Here is a 21,196-nt window from a genome sequence, read left to right as displayed (position 1 = left end):
GCAAAATGGAAGCGGAAAATTCTGCGGGATCGAGGCTGGATCGGGCACCGCGCGCGCGAGTCCCGCGAACGAAAATCGGGATTCGCCATCATGTCCTTCATGATACCGCCCGCCGGTCCATCAGGCGGGCGAACAGGGAACGGTAGCAGCAAGCGGATGCGGCGAGCGTGTAATGATCGGCCCGCGCGCGCAGGGCTGCCGCGGGCCAATGCCGCCGGAGGTCGGGGTCCAGTGCGTCGGCCAGCGCTTCGATATCGCCGGGCGGGACCAGTGTTCCGTAAGTGCCGTTATCGAGGATTTCGGCAGGGCCGTGGGGACAATCGGTGCTGATTACCGGCGTGCCGCAGGCCATGGCTTCGACCAGCACGTTGCCGAACCCTTCGTAGCGCGATGCGAGCACGAAGCCGGTGGCGGCGGCGAACCAGGGGAGCGGGTTGGCGACGTAGCCCGGCATCTGCACGGCATCAGCGAGACCATGCTCGGCGATCAGGGCTTCGAGCCTCGGGCGCAACGGGCCTTCGCCGAGCATGATCAGGCGCATTTGATGTCTGGCGCGGGCGATGGCGAAGGCGCGGATCAGGGTTTCGGGGTCTTTCTGGGCGACCAGGCGACCGGCGGTGACGAACAGGGGTATTGTCGCGGCCTCGCTGATCCACGGGTGTTGGCCCGGGGCAGCGGTGCGGGCGGCGAAACCGTCGTCGACGACGGGATTGTTGATGACGCTGATGGCCGCGCGGTCGAGCCCGGCGCAATGGGCCAGATCGTCGGCAACCCCTGCCGATACCGCAACGATTCCGGCGGCGCGGGGAGCGAGAATGCGGTAGGCCAGCGGCAGCAGGCGGTATTTCAGGCTCGGCATGGCAGAGGCTTCGGCGCTCAACGCATTGTGCTGGACGATGACCAGCCGCGTGCCGGTTCGCGCGATCAGGCTTGCCAAGGTGGCGATCAGATTGTTGTGGTCGAGGTTGGCGAGCAGGATATCAGGCCGGTTTCGGCGCAGATAGCGGATGAGCGGCGGCAGGTCCGCGATGGTCCGGCCGGTGGCGAAATTCACCACCGGCAGGTCGGGTGGAAGCCTCCCGCGCAGTTCCCCGGCATCGGAATGGACCAGAAGGGTGACATCGATGCCTCCGGCGCGGAAGGCGCCGATCAGGCTGAGAACCGCGTGTTCGACCCCGCCGCTGCTGAAGTCGTGCATGTAGATCGCCAGCGACAACGGCCGACCGGCAGGGGTAATCACCGCGCGATAGGCCGCCATGCTGGCCTCGACCGTGAAATCCGCCGCGCGATGACGCAGTGCGGCGCGGTCGTGATCGTGATCGAGCGCGTGAGAGATCGCGCCGGCGATCGCCGGGGCGTCGCCGACCGGTACTAACGTGCCGAAAGCGCCGCCAGCCAGGATTTCCCGTGGGCCGACCGGGCAGTCGGTTGCGACGATCCTGGTGCCGCAGGCAAGCGCTTCGGCGATGACATTGCCGAATCCTTCGAAGCGGGAGGTACTGACGAATACATCGGCACGGGCGAGCAGGGCGGGCAGACCGGTCACGAACCCAGGCATTTCGACATCGCTCGTGATACCGAGAGCGGCGGCGAGGGCCATGAGGCGGGGGCGCTCGGTTCCTTCCCCGGCGATGACGAGGCGGGCGGGGATTTGCACGCGCAGCAGGGCGAAGGCGCGAAGCAGGGTCGCGAAATCCTTCTCGGGCGCCAGCCGCCCTGCCGCGACGATCAGCACGGACCGCGCCGGATCGGGCTCAGGCGGCGGGGTTGGTTCGGCGGATGAAAGAACTTTGGAGACGATCGGGTTGAAGATCGTGTGGATCGGGGTGCGAACCGGCAGGGTGGCGCGAAGCTCGGTCGCGATGCCGCTGGAGGCGCAGACCACCGCGTCGGCCATCGGGTAGAGCCACCGTTGCATGAGCGGCAGGATACGATAACGAAATCCGCGGTTGGCGGCGATCAGAGCGCCGATCGGGGCGTGTTCGGTCACGACCACGCGCAGATGTCTGCGATAGCGGAGGTGGGCGATCCGGCCTGCGAAAATGGCGGCGAGATTGTTGTGGGGCAGCGCCGCGATCATCACATCCGCACCCCAGGCGACGGCGAAACGCGCCAATGCGAACGGGCTGGCCCAGGTGCGCCGGATGCCGAGCACGATCAGTTCGACCTCTGGCGGCAGGGGGATAGTCTCGCCGGTAACCGATGTCTGCACCACGACCGCAACGCGATCTCCGGTGGCGGCGAACCCTCCGGCAAGGCGGATGAGAGATATTTCAGCGCCGCCGATGGTCAATGACGGCAGGAAGATCACGATCGAGGCTGGCGGCGGGGGTGAAGCGCCAGAGGGTACTTCGGCTGTGTCGGACCCGGTGGTGATCCGGTCGAACGCGGTATGGTCGAGGGGCGGGTTCATGCCACCAGCCTCAGTGTACGGGGGCGCGTGGTCAGGCGGCGCGCGATTTTGCCCGCGACTACACGCGGGTCGAACACCATGCGCTTGCCGTCGACGAAGCAGCGTTCGCCGTCCGAGGACAAAGTGTGCAGCCCGTCGGGAAACGGACCGTTCCGGTCGGGGGCGAGCCGGCAGACGATGCGTTCGGCGAAAACATCCGGCGTCAATGCGGTGATTTCGGTGATGATCAGCGCGCCGCCATAGGTTTCGCTACAGTCCTGTGCCGGGCGGAAGAAGCGGCCCGCGTGATGAAAGGGCGTGCCGCCGCTTCGGGCGGTGCGGCGGTGGGTCACGACCGGGTTCAACGCATGGGCCAGCCAGGGGCCGGCCGGATGATCGGCGTGATAAAGGCAGAGATTGTCGTTGGTGCCGTATTCGAGATCGGTCGCCGCGATCCAGAGACGCGTGCCGGCCCGAAACATTGTGGCATCGACCAGCCGGCGGCCGGGAGCGATGGTGGTGACGGTTTGGAGACGCAGATCGGGCGTGATGCGATAGAGTATGGTCGGCCCGCCGGCAGAAGATTCGGGGAGCAGAAAACTCTCGCCGCCGTCCTGCCAGATAAACGGGTACGACCGGTGGATACCGTCGTCGAGCAAGGTGCGCACCGGCGCGAAGCTTCCATCATGCGCGCGCAAGGCCACGATACGCCCGATGCCGCTTGCGAGCGGCACCTCCTCGCACAATAGCAGCCCGGTGCCGGGCAGGACGAACGGATCGGCCCGGTAGGCGGCACCGCGCGCGGGTTCCAGCCAGTGCACCGGCCCCAAGGCACCGTGATCCAGCACCTCACCGATCGAACGCGCGCAGATGCCGATCGACCACCATTCGCAGAGGAGCCGGTCGCGCCAGACGCGGCGGAAGCTGCGCGGAGGATCGATCGAGGTGTAGGCCGCGCTCATGCCCGCCCCTGAACGGTGACACCGCGACGAAGCCGTGTGGCGAGCATTCCGCGCAGGCCGCCGAGATCCACGGCGACCAGCATGACCGCGTAGGTGAGGATGCTTCCGAGCATGATCACGGCGAGATGAAGCCACGGGTTGGAGAGCGTGATCATGCGCGCGAGCACCACCATCGGGATCATGGCGACCGCGACACGCACGATATCGGCCAACGGCAGCAGAAGCGGAAAAACCCGGCGGGCCAGGATCGCGCTGAGCAGGCATTGCAGGCTGAGGCAGCCGAACGCGGCCCAGGCGGCACCGAGTACGCCGTAGCGGGGGATCAGCACGACATCGATACCGAGATTGAGCACCGCGAGCGGGCCGTAAGCCAGCAGCATCAGGTCGGACCGGCGGGCGAGGTGATAGGCATGATCGATGAAATGGGCCGACATCATGCGGACCAGCGCGGTCGCGGCCACGATCGGCAGCAGTTTCACCAGCCCGGTGCGGAACGCGGAGCCAACCGAAATGAACGCGAGTTGCGGGGCGATCAGCATGAGGCCGAGGCAGGCCGGTGCGGCGACCGCGAGCAGGAGGATGCCGTTGAACCCGAGCTGCGTGCGCGCGGTTTCGACCCCCTCGTTTTCCATGATGTGCACGACGCGCGGGAATGTCGCCGTGGTGATGGCCATGCCCGCAAGCGAGGTCGGGCGGTCGACCAGGACCGTCGCTACGGTATAGATGCCCAGCGCCTGAACCCCGGCAAGCCCGGCGACCATGAAGCGGTCGCCGTATTGCAGCGCGGCACTGACGGCGTAGGTCGCGGCGAGCGGCGCGCAGAACACCCAGGCATCGCGCCGCAGGGTGGCGTCGAACCGCCCTGCGAGGAAGGCGCGCCAGAAATCCCGCGCGCCGATCGCCAGCATGGTCGCGGCGCCGATGATGAGGCCGAGCATGACATTGATGGCCGTGGGGCCGCGCAGGATCACCAGCACGACACCCGCGCTGAAGCCGATGATCGACTGCCCGCATTCGACGATCGAATAAGCGCGGACCGAATCGCTGGCGCGGCGCACCGCCTGCCCGGCCGAGACGGTGGCGCGCAGCAACAGGAGCGGCACCGCCAGCCAGAGCACCGGAACCAGCCGGGGCGGGAGCGGAACGAACAGCAGAACCGCAACCGTCGCACCCGCTGCAACCAGGCCTACAACCAGGATGCCGATATAGCTGGTTCGCACCAGATCCGACGTGGTGCCGTTTCGCGCCGCTATCGGGTAGAACCGTACGATCGCGAGGCTCAACGTGTAGAACAACGAGACCTGCATGACCGTCAGCGCGGTGAATGCTAGACTGTACCGGCCGTATTCGGCGGGGGACAACAGGCGGGTGAACGCGAGCACGACGCCGAGCGAGACCACGGCAGGAATGATCGTGGCCGGCAGATAGCCCGCGATCAGGCGGTGGAGGTTGCGGCGTTGCGGTTCGGCGCAGGGTCGCGACGTCAACCTTGTCCCCCCAGCCAGCGCGGGCGATAGCTGCGCTCGCGGTTGAACACCGCACCAAGGATCTGACCGCCGACCTGCGTGATGGCATCACGCGCGGCAAGCATTTCGCGGGCTGAAGACCGCGCGGCGGCGGCGATCAGTGCGGTTCCATCGCAATGGCGGGCGATGGTGACGGCTTCGGCGGAACGGCCGAGGGCGGGGCAGTCGATCACGATGGCATGGTAATGGCGGCGCAGATCGGCGAGGCGGTTTTCGAGGCTGGTTTCCGCCGGATCGATGAAAGGCTCGGCCCGGGGCCGGAGGGTGGATTTCATGAGATAGGCCGTATCGGTCGGAACCGGCTCCAACGGGCCGGCGGCATAAGCGGCACCGGCATCGATGAGCAGGACCGGACGACGGTAGGATTGCGCTGCGGCGATGGCGAAGCCGGCTGCGACCGTGGAGGTGCCGGCACCGGGGTGCGGTGCCACGAACTGGATGATGAAGCTGCGATCCGGCACCCTCAGGGTTTCGATCGTCTGAAACAGCGCGATGAACCCGTATGGCAGCGGTTCGGTATGGATTGCTGTCGTGGTGGTCAGCGGGCGCGCGGTCGTGGAGTCGCCGAGGTGATCCCGAACGGGGTGTTCACTTTGGACGGGACGGAAATGGGTGTTCATGCTGTTCGACACTCTCGGGAAAGGGGCGGTTCAGAACGCCTGATCGTCGCGGATTACGCACAGGATGGTGCGCAGCAGAATCGAAACATCGAAGCCGAGTGACCAGTTTTCGATATAATAGAGGTCGTGGTCGACCCGGTTCTGCAGGGCGATGGCGGTGTCGAGAATGCCGCGACGGCCATTGATCTGGGCCCATCCGGTGATCCCGGGCGGGACCGCGAAGCGCGCGGTGTAGTCGGGTACCAGTGCTTCGAGGCGCATGCCCTCGACCGTCATGTCGGCCGCGTGCGGGCGGGGGCCGATGATCGACATATCGCCGCGCAGCACGTTGAAAATCTGGGGCAGTTCATCGAGGCTGTGCCGGCGTAATACCGCGCCGAGGCGGGTGATGCGCCGATCGTTGCGCGCGGTTTGTAATTGATCTGGCACCGCCCCGTGATCCTGGCCCGGATCACGGGGGACCTGATGGTGCATGGTGCGGAACTTCAGGATTTCAAACAGCGCACCGCCGCGACCGACCCGCAGCTGGCGAAACAGCACCGGACCCGACGAATCGAGCCGGATCAGGACCGCGATGATCGCCATGACCGGGGCGATGACGAGCAGGACCAGCCCACCGAGCAGGAGATCGAACAGGCGCTTCTGCACCATGAAGCCGGGCGGCAGGCCCGTCGTCTCGCGTTGCAGGACTGGCACACCGCCGAGGGTGGTGAAGCCGGCGGCGGGGTTGCGCCGCAGCGACCGGCCGGGGAGGGCCACCGTGGTGACCCCGCAACTCTGCGCGGCGGCGGCGATCGCGGCGGTTGCATCCTGCGGCGTGTGCGGCAGCGCGATCAGGATTGCATCGATCGCCTCGCGCTCCAGCATTGCGGCAAGCCGGTCGTGACCCGATAGAGTGGGTTCCACGGAAGCCAAATCCGCCGTGGCGGATCGAGCGATCGTGTCGTCGCGATAGTCGAGCGTGGCGACGAGATGGATCGTGTCCTCCTCGTGCAACTGGGCGAGCAGACGGCGGCTCGCGTCGAGCGCGCCGATGAACAGGACCCGCGGCACGGCATGAATCGCGAATCGCGGGCGAACGACCGCCCATGCAACCCGGCCCGCGAACAGCGCGCCGAGCCCGGCCCCGAACAGGACGGCGAGTTCCGGCGGCACCATGCCGATTTCGTGCAGGCGCACCGGCTCGATGCTCCGGGCGAGCGTGGCCAGCACGATGGTGGTCGCGAACGCCCCGATCCAGGCACCGGTCAGACGCAGTGGCTGGAATCGCGCGAACAGGAGATTGTGAGCGGCATAGAACTGCCGCTGGGCGAGAATAGCCACGGTGGACAGCGGCAGACCGATCAGGGCGACCCAGCTTGCCCAGCCGAGAGAACTGGTGGACCGGAACAACAGGAGGGCGGCGGCGACGGCCCCGGCGATGATCGCGGCTTCGCCGAAGGCTGCCAGAAGCGAGAAGCCGGTGCCGGGCGAGAGCCGCCCGGCAACCGGCCTGCCAGAATGCGTCTGCTGAAATAGGCTGGTCGGGCTGGAATAATGATCCGAAGACAATGCAGTCGCCTCGTTTTGAAATAATCTGCCGGATTCTTCGACCCGCGAGGGTCACGTTCATGAAAAGATCGGCACGACAGCCAAGAAAATTCTGCAGAAAATCATTGTAACAGTTGAAAGGTGCAGCGCAGCAATGGATTAATTACTAGCTAAATTGCGCTCCCAAAACAACAGAAAAAAATGTAAATAAATAGAACTGAAACTTTAAAAACAAATACAATTGGTAATTTATAGGTATCGAAATCTCTTTCTGAGCGTTTTCTATTTAATAAGCATGATTTGGGCTGATTTATCCTGGCTGACGCGCCGGATCAATCGGCAGGAGTTGTTGCCAAACGCGATATTGTGAACGTCGCAAACCTCCGGCGGCGTTGAGCGTGCCATCGGGCGCCTGACCCGGCAAATAGCCCCAGGCCCACCAGTCACCCGGCACGGGCTGTTGCCCGGCGGTGAACACCGGGCCGCCTTCGGCACCATCCTGCCCGTTCATGTACCCCAGAAGCGTCGCCGCCCAGGCGCGGTCATTGGCGGTTTTCATGCTGCTGCCCATCTCGCCGATCCAGACCGGTGCGATATGACCGGTCACCAGATAACCCCAGACACGGTTCATCTGCGCAATCGCTGCCGGGCCCGAATCGGGGCGGAAATTCGAAATCCCGGTTGGATAATCGTGAACTGAATAAACCACGTGGTCGGGGATCGTGAGCACCACCGGCATCGAGCCGGCCACGGTCAGATCCCCGACCGGTGCCGGGCCGCGATGGGCGAAGGACGTTCGATAATTCTGCGGACCTTCGGCGATGATCAGCACGCCGGGATCGATGCGCTGGATCGCGTCGCCCACGGTCTGGTACATCGCGTGAATGTCGGTCGGGCCGCCACCGCCCCAGGTGATGTGACCGTTGGCGGTCGGTTCATTATCGAGATCGAAGCCGATGACGGTCGGATTACCGGCGAAAACCCGCGCGATGGTGAGCCAGTCAGCCTCGAAGCGTGCCGCGCTGACGGTGCCGGGGACGCCCGCGCCATTGGTGTTGTTGGTGCCCGGCCCGCGATCGAACCAGAGCCCGTTGCGTTGCTGGGCGCCGTAACCGTCACGCGGGTTGGTGAAGCCTTCGTTGTTATGGTGATCGATGATCACCTTCAGCCCCGATCTGGTGGCCGCCGCTACGATATGGGCGAGCAGAACGCGGTCGGCAGCCAGATCGGCGTCGTCCCACGAAACCCGGATGGTGTTGAACCCCGAGGCCGCGATCGCGTTCACCGTGGCTGGAACGTCACCGAAATGCTGGTTCCACCCGACGCTTGCTATCCGCACCGGGCGACCCGCCGCATCCACGATCTGACTGCCCGACGTATGAAGATATCCAGGTGGCAGTCGACTGGCGGCCGCGACGACGGTGGGCAGCGCCGCAATCACTGGCGCGGCAGCCATGCGGAAACGTCGTCATCGAAATCAATTGCGTGTTTCATTTTAATCATGCTAGCAAACCAATAAAGCGAAAAACAGTATATTTATTTTTATACTTTATTATAATTATTGAGATTTTTTCCAGTGCGCAAATCGATGCGACGAAAAGATTGTTTTCTGGTCTGTCCAGTCGCCGCCGTCGGAGGAGGAATGGGGCAGGTCGTGTCTTATCTTATGGCATATGCCCCGGCGGATCTGCCGCTGCGTCTGATCCCGGTCGATGCGCGGGGGCCGGGCTCTGTGGTTTGGTCGCCCTGGTACCTGATGGTCGTACTTGTGCGCGTTATGCTCGGTGCGGCGCGCGGGCGGCTCGGTCTTGTGCATATCCATGTCGCGGAACGCGCCAGCCTGGTCCGGAAGGGGGTGGTGGCGTTTGCCGCCCGGCTGGTCGGCGTGCCGGTGCTGCTGCATCTGCACGCGGCTGAAATCCGGCCGTTCTATGACGGCTTGCCCGGCTGGGGCCGCTGGCTTGCCCGCGGTGTCTTTCGGCAGGCGGATTTGTGCGTGGTTCTCGGGACCGGTTGGCGCGATTGGCTGGTGAACACGATCGGAGTGGCACCCGACCGGATCGCGGTCATCCGCAACGGGGTGCCGGTGATTGCCCTGGGAGAGCCGACCGCCCGGGGGCCGATATTCCGAATCCTGTTTCTCGGCAACCTGACACCCCGCAAGGGCGTGGGCGACCTGTTGGTGGCGCTCGCTGATCAGATGCTCGCCGGATGCCGTTTCGAGGCGATCTTCGCCGGTGGCGGCGCCATCGAAACCTATCGCCGGCAGGCCGGGGAACTGGGGCTGGACGACCGCGTTTCGTTCACCGGCTGGATCGACCGGACGCGCGCCGCCGAACTGACCGCGAGCGCGCATGTGCTGGTGCTGCCCTCCTATCATGAAGGTCTGCCTTTGGTCGTTCTGGAAGCACTGGGAGCAGGCACACCCGTGATCTGCACGCCGGTCGGCAGTATTCCCGAGGTGCTGGACGATGATTCGACCGCCCTGTTCGTGCCGCCCGGCGGCAGCCGCGAGATTGCAAGCGCGCTGCGTCGTCTGATCGACGATGCCGCGCTGGCCGAGCGACTCGCGGCGGGAGGGCGCTGTTTGTACCGCCAGGAATTCACCATGGAGATTTTTGTTGATCGTATCGCGGCTCTCTATCGCCGCCTGGCGATTGCAAATGCATACCTGCTTACCCATAAACCTCCGCCAGTTTCAGCAGTCTGTATGGCATTGGCGGGGCGTGGACGACGGCGTATCCGAGCCTTGGGATCATGCTGGCGAGATCGTATCGGCGATTATAGCGGTACTCGAATTCGGCGAGATATCGCGGCGTGTGTTTGCTGCTGATGGCCCGGTAGGTGCCGACGATCGCGGACTTGATGTTCCCAAGGGTTGTGTTGACCCATCGGAACACCGGGTGACGCGCGGCTTCGGCACCGCCTCCGGTGACGATTGCCTGATGCGCACACCCGGCGTCGGTGACCCGATGAAAGCAGGCCAACCCGTCACTGACCACATTGCAGGCGGGATCGAGACTGCGCAACGCGAAACGCGAAATCTCCTGGCCGGTGAACCCCGCGACCCGGCGCAGTTTCAACTGGACCGCCTTGCCGTCTTCGGTCGTCTCGACCGCCGCGACAAACGGGGTTTTGCCTGGCGCGCCGCGTCCTCGCTTACCACCGGAGCGCTGACCGCCGAGAACCGCGTCGTCGATCTCGATCCGCCCTTTCAGACGTTTGCGTCCGTCACGCTCCATCATCGCCTGCTGCAGCTTGTGCTTGAGCATCCACGCCGTCGTCTGGCGGACACCGAGGCGTCGGCCGAGCTCGATCGAGGAGATCCCCTGTTTGCTCTGCGTCATGTGGTACATCGCCCGGAACCACGTACGCAGCGGCAATTTCGTCGCAGCGAAGATCGTTCCCGCGGTCGGCGAGGTCTGCCGACGGCAGCGCGTGCATTGAAACAGCCCCCGCGATGTGTGGATGCTGTGCGACGTCCCACCGCAGACCGGACAGGAAAAGCCGTTCGGCCACCGCAGCTTGATCACCACCGCCCGGCATTGCTCCTCCGTGCCGTAAAGCCCGTCGAATTCAGCCTCGCTCAGCCCTTTCTGAAATTGCACAGCGTTGCGCGCCATCGAAACCTCCAGATCATATCGCTATGTTCCCGTTTCGTACCGCAGAGAAATCGGCGGATCAAGATGGGTAAGCAGGAATGCATAAATGAAATATTTCCAGAAACTGGCTCAGAAGAATTGATACGACGTAATAATATATTATGAAATAGCAGGTAATATGACATGAAAAAACTTGATGTAGCCATTGTCGGAGCCGGGCCATATGGCCTGTCTCTAGCCGCCTTTCTGAAATCAAGCGATATCGATCATTGCGTGTTCGGCCCGGCAATGTCGTTCTGGCAGGACAACATGCCGCCCGGCACCAAGCTGAAATCGGATGGCCAATCGTCCGATCTGCCGGCACCGGGATCGGGATTTCCGATCAGCCGGTATCAGATCGAAACGACCGGCAGCTTCGTGGTGACACAGCCGATCACAGTGGAGGAATTCCATGCGTATGGCACGCGGTTTCGCGATCGCATGGTGTCGCACGCCGATCCCCGGACTGTTGCCACGATCCGCCGCGACGGCAACGGGTTTTCCCTGACGCTTGAGGATGGCGAGGAGGTCGGTGCGCGTGCCGTGGTCGTTGCGGTCGGCGTGAGATCGTTCACCTATCTGCCGCGTCATCTTGCGGCACTCCCGGCGGACTGCATCACCCACAGCGTCGAGCACGGGCCGGTCGCGGCGCTCGCGGGCAAGCGCGTGGCGGTGGTCGGCTCGGGCGCGTCGGCAATCGATGTCGCCGCCGCGCTGCATGAGGCCGGGGCCGATACCAGGATCATTACACGCCGCGAAAGCGTGGCGTTTCATCATCCGCCGTCGCATCGCCGACCGCTGCGCCACCGCATCCGAAGGCCCGATACCGGGATCGGCGGCGGCTGGGATTTGTGGTTTTACGTGAATTTTCCGGCCTTGTTTCATGCACTGCCCGAAGCGGTCCGGCTGCGCGTCGTCGAGACGACACTGGGCCCCGCGCCGGGCTGGTTCATGCGCGACCGCATTGAAGGCAAGGTGCCGATCCTTTCCGGCATGACCACCATGGCGGTGTCCGCCGATGACGGTGTGGTGACGTTCGCGTTGAAGGACCGGCATGGCGCGGCGCACCGGATTGAGGTCGATCACGTGGTGGCGGCAACCGGGTTTCGGCCCGATGTCGCGCGGATCGCGATGCTGGACCCGGCGCTGGCGAGTGCGATCCGCACCTGTGGCACGGCACCGGCGCTGTCGCGCAAATTCGAAACCTCGGTGCCGGGGCTCTACATGATCGGGCCGGTCGCCGCGCCGAGTTTCGGCCCGGTGATGCGCTTCGTGTTCGGCGCGGGTACCACCACGCCGGTGCTTGGCCGGCATCTCGCTCGCCGATTCCCCCGTGCAGCAAGCACTACCGTGCCGCTCGGCCCCCCGGCGGCGGCTTACGGTCAGGCTGGCGAATGAGTGACGTTGCGTTTCGCGAGGTTGCGCTGGCAGCGACACCGGCCCCACCGGTGGCCGACCAGCAGGCGCGACCCTCAATCATGGAGGCACGCCCGTTGCGCGGCCTGCTGGTATGCGGGTTGTTCACCCTGCCTTATCGCGCGCTGCGCTGCTTCACCGCCGCGGGCGTTACGGTGCATGTGTTGGGAAATACCGGATCGGACGGCCTGCGCCGGTCGCGGTTCTGCGCACGCTATACCGAAACCTCACACACCTTCGATGGCACCTGCGATGATGCGATGATCGCGGCGGTGAACGAGCTGATCGTGCGGGACGACATCGATTTCGTGTTCGCGGGCGATCAGCCGAGCACGCGCTGGTTGATCGCGATGGCGCCATATCTTCGCACGCACTGCTTTCCGATGCCCGACCTCGCGACGTTCGATGTGCTGAACGACAAGGCGCGCTTCACTGCCTTGTGCCAGACGCTCGGGATATTATGTCCGCCGACCCGGGTTTTTGGAGATCGTGCGGAACTGCTGGCAAGCATCGCGCAGGATGAAACTCCGATCCCGGCCGTGATCAAACCCTTGTCGCTCGATGGCAACCGGGGGGTGAGTGTGGTCGCGACCGAGGCCGAGGCGATCGCCGCCACGATCGATTACCAGCCGGTGCTGGTGCAGCGTTTCATCGATGGGGATGACATCGGAGCGACCGTGTTTGCCGATCGCGGCCGGGTGATCGGGTATATCTGCCACCGGCTGCGGCGGGCGACCTATAGCGCCCTCGATCTGCCGGTGGTGCTGGATGCGCTGACCCGGATCGTTGCGGCAACCTCCGCTTCCGGTATCCTGAATTTCGACATGCGCCTCGATCCGGCGGGGCAGGTGCATTTCCTGGAATGCAATCCGCGCGTGTTTTACAAAATGCCGCTGTCGATGCTGCTCGGGGTGAATTTCCCGGCACTGGGACTGGCGGTGATGGCCAATATCCCGACTGACGAACCGCCGGTTGCGCCGAAGCCGGGCGATGCCGTGCGTTCGATCAAAGCGATTCTGGCGGCGTTGCCGACGCCCTGGCGGCTGGGGCGCCGCGATGTTGCCATGCTCGGCTATGTCCTGTCCGATCCGGTGCCCTACATTCGGGAAAATCTCCGGCTCGATTGGGAAGATCGGTCGTATTGACGCGTGAGACGGGATGAATTCGGCAGGTAGCCGACAAGGCGGCTTGCGCGCAATTCCGGTCAGATGAACCGGGCTCGCGTCACGCGATCAGGGCGGATTTCTGGATTTTACCGGTGGCGCCCATCGGCAGGGCCGGGCTCAGATGAATTTCGGTGGGGCGCTTGTAATCGGCCAGGGAGCGAGCCGCATAATCGAGCAGCTCGGCGATTTCGATCTTGGCATCGGCGGCGGGTTCGACGAAGGCAATGACGTCCTGATGCGCGCCGGTGCCCCGTCCGATCACGGCGGATTGCCGGACGCCGGGGTGGGCATTGAGCACCGCTTCGATTTCGACCGGATAGATTTTGAAGCCGTAGCGGATGATCTGCTCCTTGCTGCGGCCGACGATGAACAGATGATCATCGTGAAAGCGTGCGAGGTCGCCGGTGTCAAACCAGCCCTCGTGGTCGAGCACGGAAGCGGTGGCGGCATCGTCGCGGTAGTAGCCGGCCATGATCGTGGGGCCGCGTAGGTGCAGGGCGCCGATTCCGTTCGACTCGCCGGCAAGGCGGGCTTCGAGCCCGGGGAGGAGCATGCCGACCGAGCAATCCCGGCGCGGGCGGTCGATCCGGGTTTGGGCGATGGTGGGGGCACATTCGGTGATGCCGTAACCATTGTTCAGGACGATGCCGAAGCAGGCTTCGACCGTGGACTTCACCGTCTCGTCGAGGGGGGCGCCGGCGCTGGCGATCAGGCGCAGGCGATGCGGCGGCAGGGTCTTCATGCCTTGCAGGGCAGCATATTCGGTAAGCAATGCGAACATCGACGGCGCGCCGATCATGAGCGTGATGTGGTGGTGCAGAATGGCGCGCAGAGCCCCGGGCGGATCGAATCGCGGGGCGAGCATGAGGGTTGCGCCGTAGGTCAGCGTGCCGAGCATGACGCCGGTGAACCCGAGGATATGGCTGACCGGCAGCGGGGAATACACGAGATCGTCAGGGCCGATCGCCCTGATGGCACCGGAGGTGCGCGCCGAGACGGTGAGGTTGCGATGGGTGAGCATCACACCCTTGGGGCGACCGGTCGTGCCGGAGGTGTAGATGAGGGCAGCGATGTTTCGGTCGGGTTCGGGGCGGGCCGGGTGGTCGGTCCTGATGACCGCCACGCCGCCGAGACCGGCGATGACGAGGGGGTCGGCGTTGCAGCGTTCGGCGTGCTGGCGCGTTTTCGCGGAAGCAGAGGTGGCGAACAACAGGCAGGTCGGCGTGGCGTGATGGCCGACCTCGTCGATTTCGCGCTCTGACAAACGGGGGTTGAGCGGCACGATCCAGGCCCCCGCATGGCTTGCGCCAAGGAGCAGGATGATCATGGCGGCGGTGTTATCGCCCATGATGGCGACGCGATCGCCGGGGATGACACCCTGCGCGAGGAGGATGTTTCGCGCCGCCATGACGGCTTCGTTCAAGTCTGCATAGGTCCAGACCCTGGTGCCCTCGATCAGCGCGGGATGCTCGGGTGTGCGAGCGGCCCAATGGGCGAGCGGGGCAGCGATGTGCTCGAATTCGGGCAGAACTGGGGGATTCATGCCGGGCGGCCATCCGCCCGCGCGATAATGCGTGACAGCAGGACGGCAAGATCGGGTGCGTACTCGTCGAGCATCGTGATGTGATCACCCGGGACCGTCTGGACATCGAGTTGCGGCATGAATTTTTGCCAGACGGCGCGTGGCCTTGTGGGGAGAAACACCGAGGCGGTCTCCGGTTTGATGAAAGTGACCGGCTCCTCGAACATCGTCGGCTGGTACTGGTCGATCGCGACGGAAGCGGCCTCGAACACGGCGCGAATCTCCGGGGTGGCGCCGTCGGGGGCGGCGAGCCAGCCGGCACGCGAGGATTTCGCGGAAACCGCGTCGCCCCACAAGCCGAGTCGGTGGCGCACGTAGGCGATCCGGGTGGGCCAGTCGGACGTGCGGAGGGTGGTGAGTTGATTGCGCATGCGGCGGAGGCGGACATCGAGCGCCTGCGCGCGCGGCCAGCACCGGGGCTGGGGATAGGTGTCCAGCAGGGTGATGCTGCAGAACTTGAGTCCGGCGGTGCGCAGGCGGCGGCCGATTTCGATCGCAAGCATCCCGCCGAACGAATAGCCGGCCAGATGAATCGTCTGGTCGGGATATGTCGCGCGGATCAGGGTGAAGGCGTTGTCCGCCATGGTTTCGATCCGGTCGACCGGTGTTTCGCCTGCGGCGAGGCCGCGCGCCCGGAGAGCCGCGATGCTGTGGGGCGACTCGATCATCGCCCCGAGGCGCAGCAGATCGAACACATGGCCGCCGATCCCGTGGATGAGAATGACGGCGCCGTGGCGCGCTTGTGGCTGGGTGGCGGCCTTGAGCGGGATCAGGCACGAGGGGGACGTCTCGGTGGGTCGGATGGCTACGATCCGGGCTGCGAGATCGGTCATGGTCGGCGCATCGTAAATGGTGGTGAGCGGCAGCGCGCAGGCGTAACGTTGTTCGATGGCATCGAACAGGGCCAGAGCGCTCATGGAATCGCCGCCGAGATCAAAGAAATCGTCATCCGGGTGGGGTGCCGGGCCACGTAATATCGATTGAACTTGCGCAATCAGCCAGTTCACGATGGGATCGATGACATCGGCGTGCTGCGGTGCCGGTTGGGACGCGGTTCGGCAGGACAATTCAACGCCCGGCATAAGCGGATACTTTCGTGGTCACGGTAATCAACGTGGCGACCGATCGTCCCCTGCATGAGTGGGGTCTTGTAATCAGAAGTTGCATAATGCGATTCCTCTTACGCGGCTCAGGAATCCCCCCATTTTCCATAGGTCCAGGTATTGCGCCGATTCGCTGCGATTCTCTACCAAGCGTTGGAATGCATGGATGAGGGTGGATCATGGGAATTGCAGCATCGAAAAAGCGTGATGGTGGGCGGTTGAAGGACATCCGCGCATTCATTGACGAGTTGTATGCCCACGATCTCCACGCCAAACGCGTTGACTCCCTGTCTGCTGCGACACTGGGCGTGATGACCGGCGCGTCGCTCGCCGTCGCGATGATCGGTCAGGCGTTGGCACAGGCGCGCGGGCTGGTGACCAAGCACGCGATCAAGCAGGTTGATCGCATGCTCAGTAACGAGAGTATCGACGTCTGGGAAAGCTTCGCCCGTTGGGTACCGCATCTGGTGGGTTCGCAGACCGACATCGTCGTTGCCATGGACTGGACGGATTTCGACGGCGACGATCAGGCAACGTTGGCGCTCAACCTGGTGAGCAAGCATGGCCGGGCGATGCCTCTGTTGTGGCTGTCGATGTGGAAAGAGGAATTGAAAGATCAGCGCAACGCCATCGAGGATACTTGCCTGCGCCGCCTGTCGGAGGTTGTCCCGCCCGGCTGCCGCGTGACCATCCTGGCCGACCGCGGCTTCGGTGACCACAAGCTGTTCGCGTATCTTACGGAGCTTGGCTTTGCCTATATCATTCGCTTCCGCGGCAACATCCATGTCACCGATGCCGCAGGCGAGACGCGAACCGCGGCGGACTGGGTCGGCAAATCGGGCCGGGCGCGCAAACTGCGTGGTGCGCGCGTCACCGCCTCGCACGCCTATCAGGTCGGTGCCGTGGTGTGCGTACATGCGCGTGACATGAAGGAGCCGTGGTGCCTGGCGAGCAGTGACGCCGTGGCGTCTGCAGGGACATTGATCAAGCAATATTCCCGGCGCTGGACGATCGAACCCAGCTTCAGGGACGTCAAGGATTTGCGTTTTGGGATGGGGATGGCTGAGATCCGCATCGCCGAACCAGAGCGGCGCGATCGGCTGCTGCTCATCAGCGCGTTTGCGATGGCGCTGCTGACCATGCTCGGGACGGCAGGCGAGAGCCTGGGAATGGATCGACAGCTCAAGTCCAACACTTCGAAGACCCGCTCACACTCGTTGTTCCGTCAGGGGTGCATGCTCTATGAATTGATCCCGAACATGCCGAAGCACCGGCTACTGCCCCTGATGCGGCGGTTCACGGAAATGCTGCGCAGCAGCGGCATATTCGGCAATTCCATGCCGGCTACGTAATGAGGGGATGAGTGAGCTTACGCGGAAGTAGTAAAATTTATTTTGACACCTGAATTTAGATGGTGCCATCCTTGAATACTTGCAGTATAGCAGGGTTGATGTTGACTTGCACCTCCATGATGTGTGGGAACTGACGCTGTTTTGTTTTATTTTCTGAGTTTATGTTTCGTTTTTGATATTTTTTGTCTTTAGAGGCTGGTCGCTGCGAGTTGGGTGGCTGATTTCGTGATCTTCTCTAATTTTATTTGCACGTACGGGGTCTGATCCATGCTCAGCAACGCCAGCACCGCCGACCGGCTTGATCCCGACCACCCGCTGATCGATTCCGATCCTAACTGCCCCGCCGACCCGCTGCGCACCGATTTGCGGACCATCCTGTGCTGCCCGCGCTGCCATGGCGCGGTCGAGCCGGCGAGCGCGCGATGGGTCTGCCGCGAGGTGACCTGCCTTTATGCAACCGTTGGATTTCCGGTGACGCAGGGCCAACCCGTGCTGGTCGATTTCGAGACGAGCATTTTCGATCGGGCGAGTTACGAAGCCGGGCGTGGTTCGGTTCTGCCGCGAGACGATAGTGGCCGGGGCCTTCGAACGATGCTGCGCCGCGCGGTTCTGGGCCACAACACCGAGGCGGCGCGGATGTGCGGCACACTGTTGCACCATTTGCGCCGCCAAGCGTCTCGCCCGCGCGTTCTCGTGCTGGGCGGCGGCGCGATCGGATCGGGAATCACCGCGCTCTACGAAGATCCCTCCATTGAGGTGGTCGGAACCGATGTTTATGCGTCGGTAAACACGCAATTGGTGGCGGATGGTCATGCCTTGCCATTTCAGGACGGCGTGTTCGATGCGGTGATCGTTCAGGCGGTCCTCGAACACGTGTTGGAGCCGCAGGCCGTCGTGAACGAAATTCACCGCGTGCTGCACCCTGAGGGGCTGGTTTATGCCGATACGCCGTTCATGCAGCAGGTCCACGAGGCGGCATTCGATTTCACCCGCTTTACCCGAAGCGGTCACCGCTGGTTGTTCCGGCGGTTCGACGAAATCGAGTCGGGCACGGTGGGTGGAGCCGGCACCGCGTTGCTATGGTCGATGCGGTATTATCTGCGCGCGTTCGGGGTCCGGAATCCGGTTGCGACAATCTGCGTGGCACCCTTTTTCGGGCTGCGATGGCTGGAGCGATTTGCCCGTGCCGCACCGAACGCCGATGCGGCGAGCGGCCATTATTTTCTGGGCCGGCGCAGCGATCGGCAGAGCGTTCAACCGAAGGATATGGTGACCTACTATGACCGCCAAACCCAAGCACGCGCCTGAACAAAGGGGTGAAGGAACCGTGACGCGCCAAGACCACATTCACGAAAATTGTTGAATTCGTAACGGATCTATTCTAGTGGTAGGTGACGCTGTACCAATATTGTACCAAGCCGTGTTTTTATCATAAATGGATCTAATTTTTTTATAATCGACTGATTGTTATTTCTGAGACTTGATCTCGTATTTGATGGAAGCTTGTTCTGGATGGTCGGATTCGTCACGAAAGACGCTCGTTTGGCTGGAACCGCCCGATGAAGCGGGAAACCATGGCGATCCACGCCGGTTACCAGACCGACCCGACGAGCAGGGCCGTCGCGGTCCCGATATATCAAACTGCGGCATACGCATTTGACAGCGCGGACCATGGCGCGGCGCTGTTCGATCTCACAGTACCGGGGAACATTTATTGCCGGTTGAGCAACCCGACCAACGATGTGCTGGAACGACGCATGGCGGCGCTCGAAGGGGGTGTCGCGGCACTGACCACGGCCACCGGCATGGCGGCGATCCAGTACGCCATTCAGAACGTGACCGAAGTCGGTACGAATATCGTGACGTACCCGCAACTATATGGGGCGACCTATACGTTGTTCGCCCATGTGTTCAAGCGCCAGGGCGTCGATGTCCGGATGGCGCAGGACGATACGCCGGCAGCAGTGGCGGCAATGATCGATGAGCGGACCCGTGCGGTCTATTGCGAGAGCGTCGGTAACCCGGCCGGCAATATTTCGGACATTGCCGGGCTTGCGGCCGTGGCGCACGCGAACGGGGTGCCGCTGATCGTGGACAATACCGTCGCGACGCCGATGTTGCTGCGCCCGATCGAGCATGGGGCCGATGTGGTGGTTCATTCGCTCACCAAATTCGTCAGTGGCCACGGCACCACGATGGGAGGGGCGATCATCGATGGCGGGCGGTTCGACTGGGCGGCGCAGGGCCCGCGATTCGCCATGCTGAACGCGCCCGAACCGGCCTATCACGATGTGGTGTTCACCGAGCAGTTCGGGGTCTCGGCCTTCGTCGCGCATTGCCGCAGCGTATGCCTGCGGAACGGCGGTGCCACGCTGGCACCGCTAAGTGCGTTTCTGCTGTTGCAGGGATTGGAGACCCTGCCGCTGCGGATGGAGCGGCATGTCGCCAACGCCCGTGCGGTCGCCGGGTTTCTCCGCGCCGATCCGCGCGTCGCCTGGGTGAATTATGCCGGATTCTCGGAAAATCCCTATCATGATCTTGGCTTGCGTTACCTCGGTGGTCAGTTCTGTTCGCTGATGACGTTCGGCGTGCAAGGCGGGTTCGAGGTCGGGCGGCGCTTTTTCGACGCCCTCACGCTATTCAAACGCCTAGTCAATCTGGGTGACGCGAAATCGCTGGCGACGCACCCGGCCTCGACGACGCATCGCCAGTTGAACGAGGCCGAACTGGCGCAGACCGGCGTGACGCCCGAGATGATCCGGCTGAGCATCGGGATCGAGCATATCGATGATATCATCGCCGACCTCGATCAGGCGCTGACCGTCGCGGCTGGACACGCCAATTGCGCGACGGCGGCCTGAGAATGTCGGACGTTCAGCGCGCGCCCCGGATTTCGGCATGGACCCCGCCCGGCGCACCGGTGCGCGCGTTATCCGCCGCCGGAGGCGAGGCGCTCAAGATCGGGCTGGTCAACAATATGCACGGGGCCGGGTTTCGCGATGCCGATCGGCAGTTTCGGGCGATCCTCCACGCCGCAGCCGCGGAGTCGATGCCGGAACTGATCGTTCAAGGGTACGTCATGACCGATGACGGTCCGGATGTTGCAGGATCGCGCTATCGCCCGGCGGCAGCGATCGCGGACGAGCAGCCGGACGGGCTGATCGTGACGGGCGCCGAGCCGAGCACAGAGGATTTGCGCGATGAAGCCTATTACCCGGCATTGACCCGGCTGATCGATCACGCGATCGCGCGGCGGATACCAATGCTGTTTTCCTGCCTCGCCTCGCATGTCGCGGTATTGCATCTGAGCGGTGTGGCGCGGCGGCGGCTGGCCCGTAAATGCCACGGCGTGCTGCGGTTCGACGTCATGGGCGAACATCCGCTGCTGGCGGATACGATGGGAAGGATCGCCGTGCCGCATTCGCGCTGGAACAGCCTGGATGAAGGGCCGCTGACCAGGCGGGGTTACCGGGTGCTCGCCGCCTCCGCCCGTGGCGGGGTCGATCGCTTCGTGCATGACCATGCGCCCGGTTGCCTGTTCCTGCAGGGACATCCGGAATACGAAAGCGCCAGCCTGGCGCTGGAATATCGCCGGGATGTCCGGCGCTATCTGACCGGAGCCGCACCCGATTATCCCACAATGCCGGTGGGATATTTCGATGCACCGACCCGCGCGGCCCTGTTCGGGTTGCAGCGCGCGCTGCGCCGGCAACGCGATCCGACCGGATTTGACAGTCTACCCCTGCCGAACGAGGGGGCGGCCGCGCGCCCGGTGTGGCGCGATCACGCGGTGCGGTCGTACCGTAACTGGCTCGATGCCGTAATGGTCGGGCGAAGGTCGAGGGTGGGAACCGGGTAATTCCCTCACGGTTTTTTCAGATCGTGACGTCGCGCATTTCAATTCGG

The 21,196-nt window shown here is 63.7% G+C and carries 15 protein-coding genes and 1 pseudogene; 7 read left to right on the top strand and 9 right to left on the bottom strand.

Translation table 11 applies throughout. The annotated features are described in order from the left end of the window. Positions 1-97 precede the first annotated feature (97 nt). From SIL87_RS13940 to SIL87_RS13915, 6 genes are all read right to left on the bottom strand, one after another. Positions 98-2,413, bottom strand: coding sequence for a glycosyltransferase (locus SIL87_RS13940; RefSeq protein ID WP_319614761.1), 2,316 nt, complete (start codon positions 2,411-2,413; stop codon positions 98-100). Further along, the gene (locus SIL87_RS13935; RefSeq protein WP_319614760.1) at positions 2,410-3,354 is read right to left on the bottom strand and encodes a glucosamine inositolphosphorylceramide transferase family protein; all 945 of its coding nucleotides are present in this window, start codon (positions 3,352-3,354) and stop codon (positions 2,410-2,412) included. Before SIL87_RS13935 ends, SIL87_RS13940 begins: the two co-directional genes overlap by 4 nt. Continuing rightward, entirely contained in the window at positions 3,351-4,841 is a 1,491-nt protein-coding gene (locus SIL87_RS13930) for a lipopolysaccharide biosynthesis protein (RefSeq protein ID WP_319614759.1), read from the bottom strand. Before SIL87_RS13930 ends, SIL87_RS13935 begins: the two co-directional genes overlap by 4 nt. Then, positions 4,838-5,500 carry a P-loop NTPase family protein gene (locus SIL87_RS13925; protein WP_319614758.1) on the bottom strand — a complete coding sequence of 221 codons (663 nt, stop codon included), beginning with the start codon at positions 5,498-5,500 and terminating at the stop codon, positions 4,838-4,840. Before SIL87_RS13925 ends, SIL87_RS13930 begins: the two co-directional genes overlap by 4 nt. Positions 5,501-5,530: 30 nt before the next feature. After that, positions 5,531-7,051: a sugar transferase gene (locus SIL87_RS13920; protein WP_319614757.1), complete on the bottom strand. Its 1,521-nt coding sequence runs from the start codon at positions 7,049-7,051 to the stop codon at positions 5,531-5,533. A gap of 289 nt (positions 7,052-7,340) precedes the next feature. Further along, positions 7,341-8,486: a glycoside hydrolase family 5 protein gene (locus SIL87_RS13915; protein WP_319614756.1), complete on the bottom strand. Its 1,146-nt coding sequence runs from the start codon at positions 8,484-8,486 to the stop codon at positions 7,341-7,343. 132 nt (positions 8,487-8,618) lie between these two features. On the opposite strand from SIL87_RS13915, the pseudogene SIL87_RS13910 reads away from it, so the two are divergent. Further along, positions 8,619-9,635, top strand: a pseudogene (locus tag SIL87_RS13910) (glycosyltransferase family 4 protein); the annotation flags it as partial. 70 nt (positions 9,636-9,705) lie between these two features. Here SIL87_RS13910 and SIL87_RS13905 read toward each other — a convergent pair. Beyond that, complete coding sequence (locus SIL87_RS13905; RefSeq protein ID WP_319612908.1) at positions 9,706-10,653, bottom strand: IS1595 family transposase; 948 nt, start codon at positions 10,651-10,653, stop codon at positions 9,706-9,708. Positions 10,654-10,815: 162 nt separating this feature from the next. On the opposite strand from SIL87_RS13905, the gene SIL87_RS13900 reads away from it, so the two are divergent. Continuing rightward, on the top strand, positions 10,816-12,069 hold the full coding sequence (locus SIL87_RS13900; protein ID WP_319614755.1) for an NAD(P)-binding domain-containing protein: 1,254 nt from the start codon (positions 10,816-10,818) through the stop codon (positions 12,067-12,069). Further along, entirely contained in the window at positions 12,066-13,232 is a 1,167-nt protein-coding gene (locus tag SIL87_RS13895; protein WP_319614754.1) for an ATP-grasp domain-containing protein, read from the top strand. Before SIL87_RS13900 ends, SIL87_RS13895 begins: the two co-directional genes overlap by 4 nt. Before the next feature lie 79 nt (positions 13,233-13,311). Here the strand turns inward: SIL87_RS13895 and SIL87_RS13890 are convergent, their stop codons facing one another. Together SIL87_RS13890 and SIL87_RS13885 are read right to left on the bottom strand one after the other, a co-directional pair. Then, complete coding sequence (locus tag SIL87_RS13890; protein ID WP_319614753.1) at positions 13,312-14,796, bottom strand: class I adenylate-forming enzyme family protein; 1,485 nt, start codon at positions 14,794-14,796, stop codon at positions 13,312-13,314. Continuing rightward, positions 14,793-15,917 (bottom strand): thioesterase domain-containing protein, encoded by a 1,125-nt coding sequence (locus SIL87_RS13885; protein ID WP_319614752.1) that lies wholly within the window; start codon positions 15,915-15,917, stop codon positions 14,793-14,795. The genes SIL87_RS13890 and SIL87_RS13885 overlap by 4 nt, the downstream gene beginning before the upstream one ends. A gap of 200 nt (positions 15,918-16,117) precedes the next feature. On the opposite strand from SIL87_RS13885, the gene SIL87_RS13880 reads away from it, so the two are divergent. The 4 genes from SIL87_RS13880 (at position 16,118) to SIL87_RS13865 (ending at position 21,149) form a co-directional block, all read left to right on the top strand. Beyond that, positions 16,118-17,290, top strand: coding sequence for an IS4 family transposase (locus SIL87_RS13880; protein WP_319612376.1), 1,173 nt, complete (start codon positions 16,118-16,120; stop codon positions 17,288-17,290). Positions 17,291-17,557: 267 nt separating this feature from the next. Continuing rightward, positions 17,558-18,598 (top strand): class I SAM-dependent methyltransferase, encoded by a 1,041-nt coding sequence (locus tag SIL87_RS13875; RefSeq protein WP_319614751.1) that lies wholly within the window; start codon positions 17,558-17,560, stop codon positions 18,596-18,598. Between the two features lie 251 nt (positions 18,599-18,849). Further along, positions 18,850-20,151, top strand: coding sequence for an O-acetylhomoserine aminocarboxypropyltransferase/cysteine synthase family protein (locus SIL87_RS13870; RefSeq protein WP_319614750.1), 1,302 nt, complete (start codon positions 18,850-18,852; stop codon positions 20,149-20,151). Between the two features lie 2 nt (positions 20,152-20,153). After that, entirely contained in the window at positions 20,154-21,149 is a 996-nt protein-coding gene (locus SIL87_RS13865) for a homoserine O-acetyltransferase/O-succinyltransferase family protein (RefSeq protein WP_319614749.1), read from the top strand. Positions 21,150-21,196 lie beyond the last annotated feature (47 nt).

Source organism: Acidiphilium acidophilum (genome assembly GCF_033842475.1).
GTDB classification, from domain to species: domain Bacteria; phylum Pseudomonadota; class Alphaproteobacteria; order Acetobacterales; family Acetobacteraceae; genus Acidiphilium; species Acidiphilium acidophilum.
This window is presented reverse-complemented; position numbering and strand designations above follow the sequence as displayed.

Excerpts from the sequence above, each read along its gene's own strand:
- SIL87_RS13900 (WP_319614755.1), top strand. The coding sequence starts at position 10,816 with ATGAAAAAACTTGATGTAGCCATTGTCGGAGCCGGGCCATATGGCCTG.
- SIL87_RS13925 (WP_319614758.1), bottom strand. The coding sequence starts at position 5,500 with ATGAACACCCATTTCCGTCCCGTCCAAAGTGAACACCCCGTTCGGGAT.
- SIL87_RS13870 (WP_319614750.1), top strand. The coding sequence starts at position 18,850 with ATGAAGCGGGAAACCATGGCGATCCACGCCGGTTACCAGACCGACCCG.
- SIL87_RS13890 (WP_319614753.1), bottom strand. The coding sequence starts at position 14,796 with ATGAATCCCCCAGTTCTGCCCGAATTCGAGCACATCGCTGCCCCGCTC.
- SIL87_RS13895 (WP_319614754.1), top strand. The coding sequence starts at position 12,066 with ATGAGTGACGTTGCGTTTCGCGAGGTTGCGCTGGCAGCGACACCGGCC.
- SIL87_RS13940 (WP_319614761.1), bottom strand. The coding sequence starts at position 2,413 with ATGAACCCGCCCCTCGACCATACCGCGTTCGACCGGATCACCACCGGG.
- SIL87_RS13915 (WP_319614756.1), bottom strand. The coding sequence starts at position 8,486 with ATGGCTGCCGCGCCAGTGATTGCGGCGCTGCCCACCGTCGTCGCGGCC.
- SIL87_RS13935 (WP_319614760.1), bottom strand. The coding sequence starts at position 3,354 with ATGAGCGCGGCCTACACCTCGATCGATCCTCCGCGCAGCTTCCGCCGC.
- SIL87_RS13880 (WP_319612376.1), top strand. The coding sequence starts at position 16,118 with ATGGGAATTGCAGCATCGAAAAAGCGTGATGGTGGGCGGTTGAAGGAC.
- SIL87_RS13875 (WP_319614751.1), top strand. The coding sequence starts at position 17,558 with ATGCTCAGCAACGCCAGCACCGCCGACCGGCTTGATCCCGACCACCCG.
- SIL87_RS13885 (WP_319614752.1), bottom strand. The coding sequence starts at position 15,917 with ATGCCGGGCGTTGAATTGTCCTGCCGAACCGCGTCCCAACCGGCACCG.
- SIL87_RS13865 (WP_319614749.1), top strand. The coding sequence starts at position 20,154 with ATGTCGGACGTTCAGCGCGCGCCCCGGATTTCGGCATGGACCCCGCCC.
- SIL87_RS13905 (WP_319612908.1), bottom strand. The coding sequence starts at position 10,653 with ATGGCGCGCAACGCTGTGCAATTTCAGAAAGGGCTGAGCGAGGCTGAA.